Below are 15750 nucleotides of genomic sequence, written 5' to 3'. Positions count from 1 at the left end.
GGAAAGGATCCCCGATGAAACCAGGCATTCTGGCGAGTTTCGCCAATCGTCTTGCTTTGCCCGACCTCTCGCTTTTGCCCGAAGAAAAGCTGACGCCCGGACGTTTGCGGATTGAGCTATTGGCTGGTCTGACTGTTGCGCTGGCGCTGGTTCCCGAGGCCGTGGCCTTTGCCTTTGTGGCGGGCGTTCACCCGCTGGTCGGGCTGTACGCGGCCTTTCTGGTGGGGCTGGTCACGGCGCTGATCGGGGGGCGTCCGGGCATGATTTCCGGTGCGACCGGCGCGCTTGCAGTGGTCATGGTGGCGCTGGTGGCGGAACACGGGGTCGAATATCTCTTTGCGACCGTGGTCCTTATGGGCATCCTTCAGGTCTTTGCGGGGGTGATGCAGTGGGGGAAGTTCATTCGCCTTGTGCCGCATCCGGTCATGCTGGGCTTTGTCAACGGACTGGCCATCGTGATCTTTCTGGCACAGATGGGCCAGTTCAAGGTGCCGGGCACGGCCGAGGCTTCGGGCCACGGCGTCGGCGGAGGCGAGTGGCTTTCGGGATTGCCGCTGTACCTGATGCTGGGGCTGACGGCGATGACCATGGCGATTATCTGGATCATGCCAAAGATTAGCCGGGTGGTGCCCGCACCGCTGGCCGGCATCGCCGTTGTGGCGGCGCTGGTGATCGGCTTTGGCCTTGATACGCCGCGCGTGGGTGACATGGCCTCGATCCAGGGCGGTCTGCCGGCCTTCCACATCCCGATGGTGCCGCTGAACCTTGAAACGCTGGAGATCATCCTGCCTTACGCGGTGATCCTTGCCGCCATCGGCCTGATCGAATCCCTGCTGACGCTGAACCTCGTGGGCGAGATGACGGGCAAACGCGGTGGCGCAAGCCAGGAATGTATCGCACAGGGCGCGTCGAACATCCTGACCGGTTTCTTTGGCGGGATGGGCGGCTGTGCCATGATCGGCCAGTCGATGATCAACGTGAAATCCGGCGCGCGCACCCGTATCGCGGGGATCGCGGCGGCGCTGTTCCTGCTGATCTTTATTCTCTTTGCCGCGCCGCTGATCGAGCTGATCCCGCTGGCCGCGCTGGTCGGCGTGATGTTCATGGTGGTGATCGGTACCTTCGCATGGAACTCGCTGCGGATCCTGACCAAGGTCCCGCTGATGGATGCCTTTGTCATCCTGCTGGTGACCGTCGTCACGGTGATGGAAGACCTTGCCGTCGCGGTGGTCGTGGGCGTCATCGTCTCGGCCCTTGCCTATGCATGGAACAACGCGCGCCGGATCCACGCCAAGACCTACACCACGCCCGAAGGGGCCAAGGTCTACCAGATCCAGGGCCCGCTGTTCTTTGGCTCGTCCGAAGGGTTTTCCGAGATGTTCCAGGTTATCGAAGACCCGGCGGTCGTAATCGTCGATTTCGCCGACAGCCGTGTTGTCGACCAATCGGCGCTGCAAGCGATCGAGGCGGTGGCCGGAAAATACGAAGCCGCCGGAAAGCAGATCCAGCTGCGCCATCTCAGCCGCGATTGCCACCGCCTGCTGACCAAGGCCGGGCACCTTGTGATCGACAGCGACGATGACCCCGATTACCAGCTGGCGGTTGATTACAACGTCCGCACCGGGATCCTTGGCGGGCACTAGGCCGCGCGGGATACGGGATCAACACAGGAAAAGGGCGCCCCGGCAAGGGCGCCCTTTTTGTTTATCCGTTGCTGTTCGGCGCGCATTGTTCCAGCGCCGCCACGTCCCCGGCCAGCAGCGCCTCGCGCGCCCGGGCCACGGTTTCGGGCGGCCAGTCCCACCACGCAAGGCGGTTCAACCTTTCGATCTCGTCGTCGGTGAACCGCATCCGCACGACCTGCGCAGGGTTTCCGGTGACGATGGCATAATCAGGGATTGTGCCACGCACGACCGCCCCCGCGCCGACGATCACGCCATTGCCGATCCTCGCCCCCGGCAGCACCAGCGCGCCGTAGCCCAGCCAGACATCATGCCCGATGGTCATGTCGCGGCTGTCAGGTTGATAACCCAGCATGGTGTCGGGATCGAAGACCGCAAAGGGAAAGGTGGTCACGCCGTCCATGGCGTGATTGGCGGAACTGCCGACAAAACGCACGCCATGGGCGATCTGGCAGTATTTTCCGATGGTCAGCTTTTCCTGGCTGAACGGGAAAAGATAGGGGGCCAGATGGGTCGCCCAATCCTCGGGCGGATTGAAATCCGAGGCATAGGTGTAGTCGCCAACCTCGACCCGCGGGTGGTCGATGACGTTTTTCAGGTAAACCGTGCCAAGATGAGTGGACCCGTCGGGCAGGGTGATGGGATGGGCCAGATCGGCCGCGGGCAGGATGGATGCGGGCATGATGCCTCCTTTGAACGCTTGGTCAATGTCAGGGGTTCAAAGGGTCTTGGTCATCGGTGCCTCCATCGTTGCAGGGTGGAGATAGCATGTATGGCGCGGAAATACGAGTGGCTGGGCCATGCGGATCCGCATGGAGGGCATGCGGCGCTGACGGTTGCTGCCCAAGCAGAGCCACGACCTCACGAACCCGTTCGCCACAGTGGGCCGCAGGGCCCGGTTTTTGAGGCGGGCAATAAGAGGGACGAAGCGGACAATCGGATTGGCATTGTCCGCTTCTCGAAGTTGATCAGGCTTCGAACTCTTCAAGAAGATACCCGTTTTCATAGGTTTCTGTCCGAACCCGAGACATGCAGACGGGTCGCGTACATGCGCCAAATAAGGTCGTGCCACCCCCAAGCACACATGGGGCGCGCTTCAGAATGAGCCGGTCAATCAATCCTTGTTCCAGCATCCATCCTGCGAAATCGCCGCCGCCGCACAGATACACGGGGCCATTGGCGCTACGGGCCAAAGAGCGTATTTCGTCAGGTGTCGGGCGGCTGGAAACCGTTACTTCAGCGTGTTCTGGCACCTCTAGCGCGTCGGAGAAAACAAATGTTTTCATGTGTGGATAGGGGTTCTGGCCGGGTTGAAGACCAAAGTCGTATCCGAACTCATAGGTTTTCCGGCCCATGATTGCCGTCTTGTAGGTCTTGAGGCGCTTAAAATAGTCGTCTATGATCGCGCCCTCTTGGGCGAACTTTGAAATGTCTCCGGACGCACCAGAGATAAACCCGTCCAATGAGACTGCCACGTCATAAATGATGGGATGCATGAGTTGCTCCTGTCTAATAATTTCCGAGAAGCCGTTTTGGCTTACAACTGACTTGGAAATTATTTGATCACTGACAGAGCACTCCTCGAATGACGGGGATTTTGTAGCGAGGCTTGTCTACTTGGTCAACCGACCGCGACATTTAAGTGGGCTTTTGCACCCCTTGCAGCATCAGGCAACTCACGTTCTTTTCCGGCTCTCGCGGCGCCAAAGCCGGATGCCCCCAATCGAGAGCGGACCCGTCCGGTAAGCGCTTGCTCTCTGCATAGGTCCACAGATTGCCCGGCGCTGTCGCGCGCTGACATCTGATGCGGCCAGCGCGCGGTTGTGTTGTCACTCCCCCGGGCGCTTCAGCGAGAATTTTTCGCGCACCACCGTGTAGTCGCGATAGCCCATACGGCTGAGAGGGTTAAAGCTGAGCACGTCAAAGATGCCATCCTTCAGGCAATTGTCGCGGATGTGTACGCCGGTCACTTCGCCGAAGACGGCGAAATTCGCCTCGCCGGGCAATTGAACAATCTGCGTCAGCTTGCATTCCAGATTGGCCGGGGCCCCGGCGACGCGAGCGCAGTCGATGGTTTCACAGGCGATCTTTTCGATGCCGGCGGCCTCGAACTCATCCACCTCTTTGCCGAAGGCCGCAGAACTGGCATTCATCGCGTCCCGCATGGCGTATTCCACCACGTTCACGCAGAAAACGCCGGTATCGCGGATCTGGGCCACGCTGTCCTTGGTATCAGCCCGGTCGGGTTTGGCCGATGTCGAGGCAAACATCACCTGCGGCGGCACATAGGCCACGGCGTTGAAGAAAGAATAGGGGGCAAGATTGTCATGCCCGTCCTCGCCCCGGGTCGAGATCCAGCCAATGGGGCGCGGGGTCACGATGGCATTGAAGGGGTTGTGCGGCAGGCCGTGGCCGTCTTCGGGACGATAGAACAAGGGCTCGCTCCTGTTTGCGCGTGGGTTTCTCGCGTGATACGCGGCCTTGCGCCGAATTGCACGGGGGCAGGAGCAGAGACAGGGTGTTCACGCTTGCACAGGAAACAACCGCCGACTGGTGGGACGTCGAGGCGCTTTTCGACCTGGCCTTTGCACCGGGCCGCACGGCGCTGTCCTCATACCGGTTGCGCGATGACGTGGCGCCCGTGGCCGGGCTGTGCCGGATTGCGCGCGACGAAGACGGCAATATCGGCGGCGCGATCCGCTATTGGCCGGTGCGCGTGGGCGCGGCCGAGAGTCTGCTATTGGGCCCGGTGGCCGTCCACCCCATCGCTCAGGGCGAAGGCCTTGGGGCGGCGCTGATCCGCGATACGCTGGCTCGGGCGGCGGAACAGGGCTTTGCACGGGTGCTGTTGGTGGGGGATGCGCCCTATTATGGGCGCTTCGGGTTCGAACGGCTGGAGGGCGTGGACATGCCGCCGCCGACCAACCCGGACCGCATCCTTGGGCTGGACCTGATCCCCGGCGCATGGAAGGGCGTGACAGGCGCCGTTACCCGCGCAGCTTGATCCGGCACCGCTTCGGACCCATCTTTGACGGGACCGAGGAGGACGCGAACGTGACGGATACGAACTTGCCGGTTGTGCATCACAAGGCGGAAATCGCTGCTCTTGCCAAGCGATATCGTGACGCAGGGTCGATCGGGATGCAGGTCCTGTCGTTGATCGGAGGACAGGCGGAAAACCTTCTGGAACGGCTGCCCGACAAGGCGAAAGACCGGCTGGAAGAGGCGACAAGGCGCGCCCTGACCGTGTCTTTGCAGGCGGCGCAACAGTCACGCGGCATGGTTCCAGACCAAAAGGGATGGCTGAACACGGCCCTCGCCACGGCGATGGGGGCGGTCGGCGGATCGGGCGGATTGCCCACGGCGCTGGCGGAATTGCCCGTGACGGTGACCGTGCTATTGCGGGCGATTCAAGGCATTGCTGCGGAACATGGCTTTGATCCCGAAGATCCTGAAATCGCGCGCGAATGCCTAAGCGTCTTTGCCGCCGCTGGTCCGCTGGAAAAGGATGATGGCGGCGAAATGGGGTTCTTGGCGGCCCGAGTGACAGTGACGGGGGCCGCCTTGCACGGGCTGATTGCCCGCGTCGCCCCGCGCCTGTCCATCGCCATGGGGCAAAAGCTGGCCGCGCAAACGGTGCCCGTTCTGGGGGCCGTGGCCGGGGCCGCGACGAATTACGCCTACACCAGCTATTATCAGCAAATGGCCCATGTGCATTTCGGTCTGCTGGCACTGGCCAAGCGATCCGGGCTCCCGCGTGAAGATCTGGTGGCCGAATTGAAAGCCGAGATGTGGGCACCTCGGTTAACGCGAAATTAGGCTTAACCGGGGTAAGTGAGTCGTACCGGAGCGGAAAGCACCGGAACGAAGCACCCGCCCCCGAAACATGCGGCTTTGGCGAAGGACCGCAGATTGCAGACAAGGGGAAAGGGGATCCTCCCGCGCAGAAAGCGCGGGTGGCGCTCTGGCCAGAACGGTAGGGGCGAACTCGTGAAAAACTCGTGGAACCCGGTCGCCCGCCGAAGGCAGCGACCGGGTTTTTTCATGCTCCGCCCATCATGCCCCGTCGATCATGCGCATCAGTCGTGCGGCGGATTGCGTCCGGCTTGGATTTGTCGGATCTCTTCTGGCCATGTCGACCGGATATAGGCGAGGATTTGCCAGATCTCTTCGTCGCTGAGCACGTCGCCAAAGCCGGGCATGCCACTGTTAAAACTGCTCAGCCCCATGCGTTTGACCAGCTCGGCGCCGCCCAGCTTGGTGTAGTCGAACAATTGGACGTTGCCGTGATGCCAAGTGTGGCCGGTTTCATCATGTGGTGGCGCAGGCATGACGCCATCCGCGCCGGGGGTTTGCCAGTCGGGCTGACCTTCAAGACCGGCACCATGGCAGGCAGCGCAATTCTCGGCATAAAGCCGCGCACCCGCGTCAATGTCGCGCCCGTCCAATTCATGTGCGGCCATGGCAGGCAGGGCAGCTATCCCAAGCAGGGCAAAAATCAGCGGCTTCATGTCACTTCCACCCAAGTCTTCATTCCAGAGGCCTGATGCCCAAGCATATGACAATGCAACAGCCATTTTCCCGGGTTGTCGAAGACGCAAAGAATGTCGCGCGTTTCTCCTCGCATCAGCAAGGTGGTGTCGCGCAGATCGCCCGGCGTGCCTTCGGTATCCAATTCAAAGAAATGGTGCCCATGCAGGTGGATGCCGTGCGGAAAAGCGGTGTCATTGATCAGGCGCAGGCGGGCGGTCTCGCCGCGTTCGAACCGGGCAAAGGGCGCATCCGCAAGCCCTGACACACCGTTAAAGGCCCAGATGTCATCTCCGGCATGGCGGCCCCCCATCGCGCCGCCTTCCATCGTTATGGTCAGGTCGCGCGGCGTATCCGAAGGCTGGGGCCGGTATCCCGCCGGCAGGGGCAAGACCTGCGTGCCGCGGGGCGTTGCGGGGCTGTCCCCCAGCGTCAGTTTACCCATCTCAAAGGCTTCGTCCGGAGTTGGAAACAAAAAGCGGACCACATCAGTCACGTCGCCGATCACGTCGATCCGCTGCGCCGGGGCCAACAACATTTGTTCTGCGGTGCGCGGCGCGGGCAGGGGGCGGCCGTCCAATGCGACGACCTGCGCCTCTATCCCCTCCAGCACCAAGGGAAAAACCCGGGCCGTAGCCGTGTTGATGATCCGCAGGCGCAGGCGTTCGCCCCGGTTGACCTTGGTCTTGGGCAGGATCGCCTTTGCAAAATTCCCCAGCCGCCCGGCGTGGGCAAAGTCATGCATATTTCCAAAGCCGCCCGCCATCTCGCCGGATTGTTCCAGCCGCCAGTCGTCAAGGATCACGGTGATGTCGTGGTCGACCTCCGGCGGGGCGGTTTCTTCGACGATCAGCGGACCGTATAGCCCGCGCGCCACCTGTTCCCAGCTTTGGTGGTGCGAATGATACCAGTAGGTTCCCGCGTCCGGGGTCACGAAATCATAGATGTGGTCGCCCCCCGGCGGGACTGTCTGTTGCGTCAGCCCGGGCACGCCGTCCATTGCGTTGTCGATGCGGATCCCGTGCCAATGCACGGCGGTCGGCTCGGGCAGGGCGTTCTGGAACGCCACAGTCAGGCGCTGCCCCTCGGTCATGCGCAATTCCGGCCCGGGCGTGCTGCCGTTGAAACCAAACATCGCTGTCGCGCCCTCGCCCGGATCGAGGATCTGCGCCACGACCGGTTCCGCCCGCAAAGGATGCGGGGCCGCCCGCAACACGCCGGGCAGGGTGGTGGCGGCAAGGGCGGTTCCGATGAAACGACGACGGTTCAGCGGCATGGCATCACTCGCGATACAGGCTGTGGCAGGACTTGCAGGTCTCGCCAAGGCGCTGGACCGATGGCACAAGCGCGTCCTTGCTGCTGAGTGCCTGTGCGACCTCAAGCGCAGCGGTTTCCAAAGCAAGCGACTTGGCCGAGAAATCGTCGAAATTCTCCCAGATCGCGGGCTTGGCCTCGGACTTGGGGTCGGTTTCGGGGGCTTCGAACAGGGCAGGCGTCTGGCCGGCATGTTTTGCGATCTGCAAGGCGGCGGCCTGGGCGACTTCTGGTTGAAAATTCGTCTGCCCCTTGGCCATGCTGCCCAGCAGTTTCATCGTGTCGCCGATGGTTTTCATGTTGTCCATACGTGCCAGAACGGCGGCATTTTGAACACCGGAATGGGCAAGGGCGGCGGCCCCTGTGACGACCAGCAGGCCGGTCAGAAAAGTCTTGCGCATGTCGAACCCTGTCTCTCTCTTCTCCGTTTGTCGAAGAGTTTAGGCAGGTGGCGCGCCTGTCAAGCAACCCGCCGCCAAACTATCCGTGAGGAGCGGACAGGTCAGGAATTGTCGCGCAGGTACTCCATGACCGCCTGCCGCACCGATTGTTCGCCGCGCAGCTTGGCTTCTTCGATCACGTCGCGCACCTCTTTCAGCGAATAGCGCATCAGCAGCGATTTGACCGGCCCGACAGAGGCGGGACGCATCGACAAAGACCGCAGGCCAATCGCCGCCAGCACCAGAGCCTCGACCGGGCGGCCCGCATCCTCGCCGCAAAAGCTCAGCGGTGTGCCGGTGCTTTCACAGCGTTTCACGATGTCCTCGATGAAGCTGAGGAAGGAGACGTTCAGCGTGTCATAGCGGCGGCGCACCAGTTCGTTTTCGCGGTCGGCGGCAAAGAAGAACTGTTTCAGATCATTGCCGCCAATCGACAGGAACTCGACCTCCTCGAAGAAGCGGCGCGAGGCAAAGGCGAGGCTGGGGGTTTCCAGCATTGTGCCGACCTCCAGCTTTTCGGGAACCGGATGACCAAGGCGGCGTTCGCGAGCCAGCACCTTTTCCACCTCGTCGCGGGCGCGGGCGTATTCCTCGTACTGGGCGATGAAGGGGAACATCAGTGACAAAGGACGCCCGGCGGCGGCTCGGACCAGCGCCTGCAACTGCATCCGCATGACGCCGGGACGGTCCAGCGCAACGCGGATCGCCCGCCAGCCAAGCGCCGGGTTCGGTTCGTCCAGCGTTTTCATGTAGGGCAGCACCTTGTCCGACCCGATGTCCAGGGTGCGAAAGATCACGCGCTTGCCATGCGCCGCGTCCAGAACCCGCTTGTACAGTTCGGCCAGTTCGGTCCGCTTGGGCATCTGGTTGCGGACAAGGAATTGCAGTTCTGTCCGGAACAGCCCCACACCTTCGGCGCCGGACCCGTCCAGCGAGGGCAGGTCGGCCATCAGCCCGGCGTTCATGTGCAACTGGATGCGGACACCATCGGCGGTCACACAGGGAGTGTCGCGGATCGACGAATACCGTTCCTGCGCCTTGGCCTGCATTGCCATCTTGTCGCGAAAGGCGCTGACCACGCTATCGTCGGGGCGCAGATGGACCACACCCTGATCGCCGTCCACAAGGATCAGATCGCCGTTCAGCGCCTCGTTGGTGATGCGTTCTGCGTGGATGATCAGCGGGATCGCCAGCGCGCGGGCGACGATGGCCGCATGGCTGCCGACCGAGCCCTCTTCCAGCACCACGCCCTTGAGTTTGCGATTGTATTCCAGCAATTCGCCCGGGCCGATGTTCCGCGCGATCAGGATTGGGTTTTCCGGCAGCTCCGCGCCCGTCTGACGGCCTTGACCGGTCAGGATGCGCAGCAGGCGGTTGGACAGGTCGTCCAGATCATGCAGGCGTTCGCGCAGATAGGCGTCATTGACCTGTGACATGCGGGCACGGGCGGTGGATTGCTCTTTTTCCACCGCGGCCTCGGCGGACAACCCGCGGGCAATGTCCTCTTCCATGCGCCGCATCCAACCTTTTGAGTTGGCGAACATGCGGTAGGCTTCCAGCACCTGCACCTGATCGCCGTCGCCAGCCAATCCGGCAGAGGCCCCGGCCAGCATCTCGTCGACGCTGACGCGCAGCTTGTCCACGGCGTCGTGCAGGCGTTTCAATTCCTTGTCGGGATCGTCGGCCACCGGGTTGGTCACCACCACGCGCGCCTCGTGCAGCCAGACATGGCCCATGGCCGCGCCTTCCTGCCCGGTGCCGCCACGGAACAGCATGGATTGCGAATGCCGCGCCTTGAGCGCGGCACCCTCACCGACAAAGGCGCCCAGTTCGGTCATCTCGGCCAGCACCATGGCGACCACTTCCAGCGCATAGACCTCGTCGGCGGTGAACTGGCGGGCCTGTTTCGACTGGACGACAAGAACGCCCAGTTTCGATCCAAGCCGCTGGATCGGTACGCCGAGAAAGCTGGAATAGATCTCTTCGCCGGTTTCCGGCATGTAGCGGAACCCGCGTTCAGATGGCGCATCAGCGGCGTTGATCGTCTTGCCGGTGCGGGCGACACGGCCAACAAGGCCTTCACCCAGTTTCATCCGGGTCTGGTGGACTGCCTCGGGCTTGAGGCCCTGCGTGGCGCAAAGTTCCAGCGTTTCCGGGTCGCGGAACAGGTAGATCGAACAGACCTCTGTCCCCATGCTGTCGGCAGTCAGGTGAGTGATCTTGTCCAGTCGGGCCTGACCGGCGGCATCCTCGGCCATCGTGTCGCGTAACCGACCCAGCAGCTTGCGGCTTTCCGATTCTGTGTTTGTCGGCATGGATTTTTTCCCGCGCGTCGCTGTTGGATGCGACCCGCATCAATAGAGCATTAAGGGGCCCAAGGGAAACGGCTTTTCTCCGTCTTGGTGTGAAAATACCCGTTATGCGGGTGTCAGGCGACCTCGGCTTTGCGCAAAATCGACGCATTTGCGCCGGGAACGAAAGAATTTCGTGCAATTAATTGACTTGTTGCTGCGTTCAGCCGAAGGGCCGAGCGGAAACGCAAAAGGCCCCCGCGGGGGCCTTTCCAAAGCGTGGCGGGGTTGTCTCAGGCCGCCTTGTCGAGGTCAAAGGCGTCATGCAGGGCCTGCACCGCCAGTTCCATGTACTTGCGTTCGATCAGAACAGAGATCTTGATCTCTGACGTGGTGATGACCTGAATGTTGATGCCTTCTTCGGCCAGCACGCGGAAGAACTTGGCCGCAACGCCCGCCGCCGAGCGCATTCCGATGCCGACAACCGACACTTTCGACACGTTGGTATCCGCGACGATACCATGAAAGTTGATGTCGCCTTTGGCCTTGGCGTCTTCCATCGCCTTTTCGGCGCGGGCCACCTGATTGGTGGGGCAAGAGAAGGTCATATCGGTGCGGCCATCTTCCGAGATGTTCTGCACGATCATGTCCACGTTGACGCCGGCATCCGCCAACGGGGTAAAGATCGCCGCTGCGATCCCGGGACGATCCGCGACCGAGACCAGCGTCATCTTGGCTTCGTCGCGGGAATGGGCCACACCGGCCACAACATTGCTTTCCATGATCTCTTCCTCGTCGCAGACCAGCGTCCCCGCCGCGTCATCCATTTCCTCGAAGCTCGACAGCACCCGCAGCGGCACCTTGAAGCGCATGGCCAGTTCCACGGACCGGGTCTGAAGCACCTTCGCGCCCAGGCTGGCCATTTCCAGCATTTCTTCGAATGCGATCTTGTCCAGCTTGCGCGCTTTTTCGCAAATCCGCGGGTCGGTCGTATAGACCCCGTCCACATCGGTATAGATGTCGCACCGTTCGGCGCCAAAAGCCGCGGCAAAGGCGACTGCGGTGGTGTCCGATCCACCGCGGCCCAGCGTGGTGATGCGGCCCTCGGGCGAAATGCCCTGGAAACCGGCCACGACGGCCACTTTCATGCCTTCGGCGAACTTTGCAGTGATATTGTCGGTCGGGATGTCCTCGATCCGGGCCGAGGCATGGGCCGAGGTCGTCTTGACCGGAACCTGCCAGCCCTGCCAGCTGCGCGCCGGCACGTCCATTTCCTGAAGCGTCAGCGCCATGAGACCGGCGGTGACGTTTTCCCCGCTCGACACGACGGCGTCATATTCGCGCGCATCGAACAGCGGCGAAGTTTCCTCGACATAGCCGACCAGCTTGTTGGTTTCGCCCGACATGGCCGAGACAATGACGATCACGTCATAGCCCTTGGCCACTTCGACGCCAACGCGCTTGGCGGCGCGGCGGATGCGGTCCAGCGTGGCGACAGAGGTGCCGCCGAATTTCATCACGAGCACGGGCATAGGCATTTCCCTTCAGATCGCAGGGCCTTTACGCCGCGTTTGGGGCGCACGCAAGGGCGGTTTGGCCGCAGGAACGGGCGCTGTGGCGGCACCGCCGCGATTCAGCTTTCACGCGGGGTGCTGTGGTCAACCGGGATCATTCGACCGGCCGCGATCAATGCCTCGGGGGAGGAGGTATCTCCGGTGAACTGTGCGCTGAGTGCCAGCCAGCCGGTTGCCCGCTTTTCCAGCACGAAACTCGTGATCCACAGGCGATCTGGCCGAATGCTGCCGTCATATGTGCGATGGCGCGACAGCGTGAACCGGCAGCGCACCAGCGCATTGATGTCCGACAGCCTGCGGGTGGCCGTCCGGCTGGGGGCAAGGATGGTTTCCGCAAAGGCGGTCCTGAACAGGCGGTCATGAGGCTTGGCGATCTCGGCGCGCCCATGCAGGCACAGGCCGGTGACGTTCACGAAAACCGAGTCTTCTGTAAAAAGCTCGGCCAGCGCCGCACCACTCCGGCTGTGCCATGCTGCGGCGAAGGTGGCCGGGAACCGCTCTGGTTCGGGTGCGGGATCAATAGGGATGGGCGCGGCCATCCCAGGTCTCGAAACAGCCGGTGGTCTCAAGGTTCAGCCCGTCGATGCGGTCGACAAGGCCGCGTGCGGCCTCTTCGGGTGTGATTTCCGCCGTGCCGCCGCCCATGTCGGTCTGCACCCAGCCCGGGTGATAGATGCCGACGGCAATGCCCAGCGGCGCAAGGTCCGTGGCAAGGTTGCGGCCGAGGTTCAGCGCCGCCGCCTTGGAGGCGCGGTAGATGTAGCTGCCGCCCGGCGCGCGCGTGTGCGATGCCATCTGCGACGAGATGATTGCGATCCGCGGGGCTTTGGACAGTTGCAGATTCGGCAACAGCGACTGCACCGCCAGAAAGACACCGGTGACATTCACGGCGAAACTGTCGGCCCACATTTGCGCCGGATAGCCGTCGGCAAGGTTCTGTCCCTTATCAAGATAGACCCCGGCGTTACAGACCAGCGCGTCGATCGGCTGACCCTCGATCCGCTCCGCGAGCGCTTGGTGCGAGGCGGGGTCGGTGACCTCCAGCGGCAGGTATTCCGGATGGGACCGTGCGGTGCCCAGAACGGTATCGCCGCGCGCGGTCAGCACGCTGTCCAGCGCCGCGCCGATGCCGCGATTGGCGCCGGTAATCAGGATTTGCATGTGGATACTCCGGCTTGGTCGCGACAGGCGATCAGTTACTTTTACGGGTCGGTGTAAAGGGCAGGGGCGCGACCTTGATGCCTTCTTCGATCAGGGCCTTGGCCTCGTGCCCTTTGGCTTCGCCCCAGATCGGACGTTCGGGGGCCTCTCCGGCGTGCATTGCACGGGCTTCCTGGGCAAATCGGTTGCCCACATAGTCTGAATTTGCTTCGACATGTGCCTTCAATGCGGCAAGTGCCTGTTCGGCGGCGTTCTTTTCCCGTGTCAGCGGCTTTGCCGGCTTCTCTGTCTCGCCATGGCCAACGCGCGGCGCCATCAGTGCCTTTTCCACCTTGGCCGAGCCACAAATGGCACAGGCCACGTGGCCCGCCGCCTGCAACTTGTCAAAGGCCGAAGCCGATTGGAACCAGCTGTCGAACTGGTGACCTTCGGTGCATTTCAGGCTGTACTGGATCATCTCCCGGCTCCGGATGGCAACTGTACGAAAGATAAGGATATCGTGCCGCGGATCAAGTTTGCCGCGGCGGCGGCAGATGCTTCAACACCAACTCTGCCAGCGCGTCAATGTCGGCGTCTTGCTGCAAGGCGGTGCGCGCGGCCGTGCCCGCGGTCAATTGGGCCTCTGGCGATGCCAGCGTCTGCAAGCCGGTGGCCAATCCTTGTGCATCGCGGATTTCAACCGCGCTGTGGTTTTCTTTCAGCCGCCCGAAAGCTGCGGCGAAATTGCGGATGTCCGGCCCGTGCAAAAGTGCTGCGCCGTAGGCTGCCGGTTCATAGGGCGTGTGGCCGCCGCGATCACTCAGCGTGCCGCCGATAAAAACGCGCCCCGCGCGCGCATACCACAGAGGCATTTCACCCATCGTGTCGGCAAGATAGACCTGCGCGGTGCCGGGCGCATCGCCAAGGCTGCGCCGTGCGACGTTTAGGCCTAGCGCTGCGGCTTCCTGCTGGATCTCGTTGCCGCGACGGGGGTGGCGCGGGGCGAGGATGAGGCGCAGACCGGGCGTTTGTTCGAGGCAGGTCCGGTGGGCCGCCAGAACCACGGTTTCATCGCCTTCATGGGTCGAGGCAGCCAGCCACGTCGAGCCGCGATCAAATGCGGTGTCGAGCTCTGCGTCCGGCGGCACGACGGGGGGCGCATAAAATGCCTTGAGGTCAATGACCGGGCCGCGTGCTTGCATGGGCAGGCCCAGTTGCTGCAAACGTTCGGCGCTGCCAGCATCCTGAGCCGAGGCAAAACTGACCCGGGACAGAATGCGTCGCGCCAGCCCCGACAGTCGCGCCCAGCCGCGTGCCGTTCCGGCGCTCATCCTCGCGCCCAGCAGAAGGATCGGACCGGGGCAAAGGCGGAACCGATTGGGCCAAAGCTCGGCCTCCAGGGCGATATGGGCGCAAACCTGCCAGTCGCGCATCAGTCGGCGGGTTGGGCGGCCCAGATCAAGTGGCGCGAGGAGCGCAGAGACACGAGGCAGCCGCCAACCGTCGACAAGCGCCACCCCTGTTTCAGTATTGGCCGTGATCAGCCAAGCCAAATCGGGGCGCGCCTCGATCAGTTTTTCCAAGAGGGGGCGGACCGAGGCCAGCTCGCCGTTCGATGCCCCGTGCAGCCAGATATGCGTGCCGCCCCGAGCAGATCCGACCCCAAGCCGGGCGCGAGCCGAGGCCAGTCCGCCGCGCCGGAGGGCTTTGGTCAGGGTGACTGCGGCGAAAAGGCTGAGAAGCAGGCGGTAAAGTAGCACGTGTATCAGGTTCCATCCCGGCGGGCCGACTGGCGTTGCTAGCGGATAGGCTGCGGGGGCACGGCTTGGCAAGTCCCGGCGGTGTTGGTGGTCGTCAGCGCGCCGAAACCGGCGAAACCATGTGTTTTTGACGATTTGGAGGGCGAGAAGCGGTCGAAGAAAAATGCTTTTGTTTTCAGCCTCTTTGTTTCAACGCATGGATCCAATGTCGATGCTGTTGCGGCAAGATGTGACGCGAAGGCTTATCCTTATGCGATCATTTTGGCCCGCAAATGGCTCAACTTCGCATGAAGGTTGTCTATAAGCGATTTTTTGCCCGTTTCCCTGCGCAGCGGCCCCTTGGGAGGCCGTGCCGCGCGGACGGGCAATTTGCCCAGTTCAGAGGCGGCAGGGGATGAACCCCATTCCTCGCGCGAGTCTCAGCCTTTGCCAGCGTTTATTGCTGTGGATAACCATAGGTCCAAGATTCAGGAGTTTTCGCCGAAACCGGAAGGCAGCGCATGTTTGCTCGATGGGGAGGTATTTTCTTTTTGAAAACAGCGGACTGCAAGAACATCCTCGCGCGATGCGTGAAATGTGGCGGCGCTTTCAGAAACCCGGTTCCGGGTCACCTAACACCATCGATTTGAGGAGGATGGTGCTGCTGGAGAGAATTGAACTCTCGACCTCTCCCTTACCAAGGGAGTGCTCTACCTCTGAGCTACAGCAGCGTGTGGCGGGCCTGATAGACCCAAATTTCGGACCCCGCAAGAGGTCATTTGAAAAACTATCGGAAAAAATCGCCGATCCGCCCGTCGCCGCTCTGCCGCAGTCTGGACCCGCTATCGCGCCTGCGGTAAACCCGCGCCATGGAGCAAAAGGGCAAAGGGCGCGGACAAGGCGCAGGGGACGGCAGGGATGCGCGGCTGAAGGCGGCGCTGAAGGCCAATCTTGCGCGCCGAAAGGCACAGGCGCGCGCACGACAGGATGCCGCCGAAAACGCTCCGAAGGACGATGGCGCGGCACCGGGCGAGGAATAG

The 15750-nt window shown here is 62.4% G+C and carries 17 protein-coding genes and 1 tRNA gene; 5 read left to right on the top strand and 13 right to left on the bottom strand.

From position 1 onward, the window contains the following. Window positions 1-14 precede the first annotated feature (14 nt). Window positions 15-1643 (top strand): SulP family inorganic anion transporter, encoded by a 1629-nt coding sequence (locus tag KJP30_RS20670; RefSeq protein WP_218451270.1) that lies wholly within the window; start codon window positions 15-17, stop codon window positions 1641-1643. A 61-nt stretch (window positions 1644-1704) separates the two neighbouring features. Here the strand turns inward: KJP30_RS20670 and KJP30_RS20665 are convergent, their stop codons facing one another. The 3 genes from KJP30_RS20665 to KJP30_RS20655 all read right to left on the bottom strand — a co-directional run bounded on the left by KJP30_RS20665 (window position 1705) and on the right by KJP30_RS20655 (window position 4117). Then, complete coding sequence (locus tag KJP30_RS20665) at window positions 1705-2364, bottom strand: CatB-related O-acetyltransferase (protein ID WP_218451269.1); 660 nt, start codon at window positions 2362-2364, stop codon at window positions 1705-1707. Between the two features lie 286 nt (window positions 2365-2650). Beyond that, window positions 2651-3178: a dihydrofolate reductase family protein gene (locus tag KJP30_RS20660; protein WP_218451268.1), complete on the bottom strand. Its 528-nt coding sequence runs from the start codon at window positions 3176-3178 to the stop codon at window positions 2651-2653. A 333-nt stretch (window positions 3179-3511) separates the two neighbouring features. Continuing rightward, the gene (locus tag KJP30_RS20655; RefSeq protein WP_218451267.1) at window positions 3512-4117 is read right to left on the bottom strand and encodes a flavin reductase family protein; all 606 of its coding nucleotides are present in this window, start codon (window positions 4115-4117) and stop codon (window positions 3512-3514) included. A gap of 83 nt (window positions 4118-4200) precedes the next feature. On the opposite strand from KJP30_RS20655, the gene KJP30_RS20650 reads away from it, so the two are divergent. Both KJP30_RS20650 and KJP30_RS20645 read left to right on the top strand, forming a co-directional pair. Then, window positions 4201-4686 carry a GNAT family N-acetyltransferase gene (locus tag KJP30_RS20650; protein WP_218451266.1) on the top strand — a complete coding sequence of 162 codons (486 nt, stop codon included), beginning with the start codon at window positions 4201-4203 and terminating at the stop codon, window positions 4684-4686. A 50-nt stretch (window positions 4687-4736) separates the two neighbouring features. Further along, window positions 4737-5501 (top strand): EcsC family protein, encoded by a 765-nt coding sequence (locus KJP30_RS20645; protein ID WP_321206973.1) that lies wholly within the window; start codon window positions 4737-4739, stop codon window positions 5499-5501. Between the two features lie 260 nt (window positions 5502-5761). Here the strand turns inward: KJP30_RS20645 and KJP30_RS20640 are convergent, their stop codons facing one another. The 9 genes from KJP30_RS20640 to KJP30_RS20600 form a co-directional block, all read right to left on the bottom strand. Next, window positions 5762-6193, bottom strand: a complete 432-nt coding sequence (locus KJP30_RS20640; RefSeq protein WP_218451264.1) for a c-type cytochrome — start codon at window positions 6191-6193, stop codon at window positions 5762-5764. Next, the gene (locus KJP30_RS20635; RefSeq protein ID WP_218451263.1) at window positions 6190-7488 is read right to left on the bottom strand and encodes a multicopper oxidase family protein; all 1299 of its coding nucleotides are present in this window, start codon (window positions 7486-7488) and stop codon (window positions 6190-6192) included. Before KJP30_RS20635 ends, KJP30_RS20640 begins: the two co-directional genes overlap by 4 nt. Window positions 7489-7492: 4 nt before the next feature. Continuing rightward, window positions 7493-7927, bottom strand: coding sequence for a c-type cytochrome (locus tag KJP30_RS20630; protein WP_218451262.1), 435 nt, complete (start codon window positions 7925-7927; stop codon window positions 7493-7495). Between the two features lie 101 nt (window positions 7928-8028). Next, window positions 8029-10281 (bottom strand): phosphoenolpyruvate--protein phosphotransferase, encoded by a 2253-nt coding sequence (ptsP, locus tag KJP30_RS20625; RefSeq protein ID WP_218451261.1) that lies wholly within the window; start codon window positions 10279-10281, stop codon window positions 8029-8031. 269 nt (window positions 10282-10550) lie between these two features. Next, the gene (locus KJP30_RS20620) at window positions 10551-11789 is read right to left on the bottom strand and encodes an aspartate kinase (protein ID WP_218451260.1); all 1239 of its coding nucleotides are present in this window, start codon (window positions 11787-11789) and stop codon (window positions 10551-10553) included. 101 nt (window positions 11790-11890) lie between these two features. Next, a complete protein-coding gene (locus KJP30_RS20615; RefSeq protein WP_218451259.1) occupies window positions 11891-12370 on the bottom strand; it encodes an SgcJ/EcaC family oxidoreductase in 480 nt (159 codons plus the stop codon). Next, window positions 12348-12992 carry an SDR family oxidoreductase gene (locus KJP30_RS20610; protein WP_218451258.1) on the bottom strand — a complete coding sequence of 215 codons (645 nt, stop codon included), beginning with the start codon at window positions 12990-12992 and terminating at the stop codon, window positions 12348-12350. Before KJP30_RS20610 ends, KJP30_RS20615 begins: the two co-directional genes overlap by 23 nt. 31 nt (window positions 12993-13023) lie before the next feature. Beyond that, complete coding sequence (locus KJP30_RS20605; protein WP_218451257.1) at window positions 13024-13449, bottom strand: DUF1178 family protein; 426 nt, start codon at window positions 13447-13449, stop codon at window positions 13024-13026. Window positions 13450-13501: 52 nt separating this feature from the next. Next, on the bottom strand, window positions 13502-14731 hold the full coding sequence (locus KJP30_RS20600; RefSeq protein ID WP_218451256.1) for a 3-deoxy-D-manno-octulosonic acid transferase: 1230 nt from the start codon (window positions 14729-14731) through the stop codon (window positions 13502-13504). An 81-nt stretch (window positions 14732-14812) separates the two neighbouring features. On the opposite strand from KJP30_RS20600, the gene KJP30_RS20595 reads away from it, so the two are divergent. Then, on the top strand, window positions 14813-15022 hold the full coding sequence (locus KJP30_RS20595; RefSeq protein ID WP_218451255.1) for a hypothetical protein: 210 nt from the start codon (window positions 14813-14815) through the stop codon (window positions 15020-15022). 344 nt (window positions 15023-15366) lie between these two features. On the opposite strand, the gene KJP30_RS20590 is transcribed toward KJP30_RS20595, so the two are convergent. Next, window positions 15367-15441, bottom strand: a tRNA-Thr gene (locus KJP30_RS20590). A 138-nt stretch (window positions 15442-15579) separates the two neighbouring features. Here KJP30_RS20590 and KJP30_RS20585 point away from each other — a divergent pair. Next, the gene (locus KJP30_RS20585) at window positions 15580-15750 is read left to right on the top strand and encodes a hypothetical protein (RefSeq protein WP_218451254.1); all 171 of its coding nucleotides are present in this window, start codon (window positions 15580-15582) and stop codon (window positions 15748-15750) included.

This window comes from Antarctobacter sediminis (assembly GCF_019218285.1).
In the GTDB taxonomy this organism is placed as follows: Bacteria; Pseudomonadota; Alphaproteobacteria; order Rhodobacterales; family Rhodobacteraceae; genus Antarctobacter; species Antarctobacter sediminis.
The sequence above is the reverse complement of the archived record's forward strand: the minus strand, read 5'-3'. Positions and strand labels throughout refer to the sequence as shown.

Excerpts from the sequence above, each read along its gene's own strand:
- KJP30_RS20670 (WP_218451270.1), top strand. The coding sequence starts at position 15 with ATGAAACCAGGCATTCTGGCGAGTTTCGCCAATCGTCTTGCTTTGCCC.
- KJP30_RS20665 (WP_218451269.1), bottom strand. The coding sequence starts at position 2,364 with ATGCCCGCATCCATCCTGCCCGCGGCCGATCTGGCCCATCCCATCACC.
- KJP30_RS20660 (WP_218451268.1), bottom strand. The coding sequence starts at position 3,178 with ATGCATCCCATCATTTATGACGTGGCAGTCTCATTGGACGGGTTTATC.
- KJP30_RS20640 (WP_218451264.1), bottom strand. The coding sequence starts at position 6,193 with ATGAAGCCGCTGATTTTTGCCCTGCTTGGGATAGCTGCCCTGCCTGCC.
- KJP30_RS20635 (WP_218451263.1), bottom strand. The coding sequence starts at position 7,488 with ATGCCGCTGAACCGTCGTCGTTTCATCGGAACCGCCCTTGCCGCCACC.
- KJP30_RS20630 (WP_218451262.1), bottom strand. The coding sequence starts at position 7,927 with ATGCGCAAGACTTTTCTGACCGGCCTGCTGGTCGTCACAGGGGCCGCC.
- ptsP (WP_218451261.1), bottom strand. The coding sequence starts at position 10,281 with ATGCCGACAAACACAGAATCGGAAAGCCGCAAGCTGCTGGGTCGGTTA.
- KJP30_RS20620 (WP_218451260.1), bottom strand. The coding sequence starts at position 11,789 with ATGCCCGTGCTCGTGATGAAATTCGGCGGCACCTCTGTCGCCACGCTG.
- KJP30_RS20615 (WP_218451259.1), bottom strand. The coding sequence starts at position 12,370 with ATGGCCGCGCCCATCCCTATTGATCCCGCACCCGAACCAGAGCGGTTC.
- KJP30_RS20610 (WP_218451258.1), bottom strand. The coding sequence starts at position 12,992 with ATGCAAATCCTGATTACCGGCGCCAATCGCGGCATCGGCGCGGCGCTG.
- KJP30_RS20605 (WP_218451257.1), bottom strand. The coding sequence starts at position 13,449 with ATGATCCAGTACAGCCTGAAATGCACCGAAGGTCACCAGTTCGACAGC.
- KJP30_RS20585 (WP_218451254.1), top strand. The coding sequence starts at position 15,580 with ATGGAGCAAAAGGGCAAAGGGCGCGGACAAGGCGCAGGGGACGGCAGG.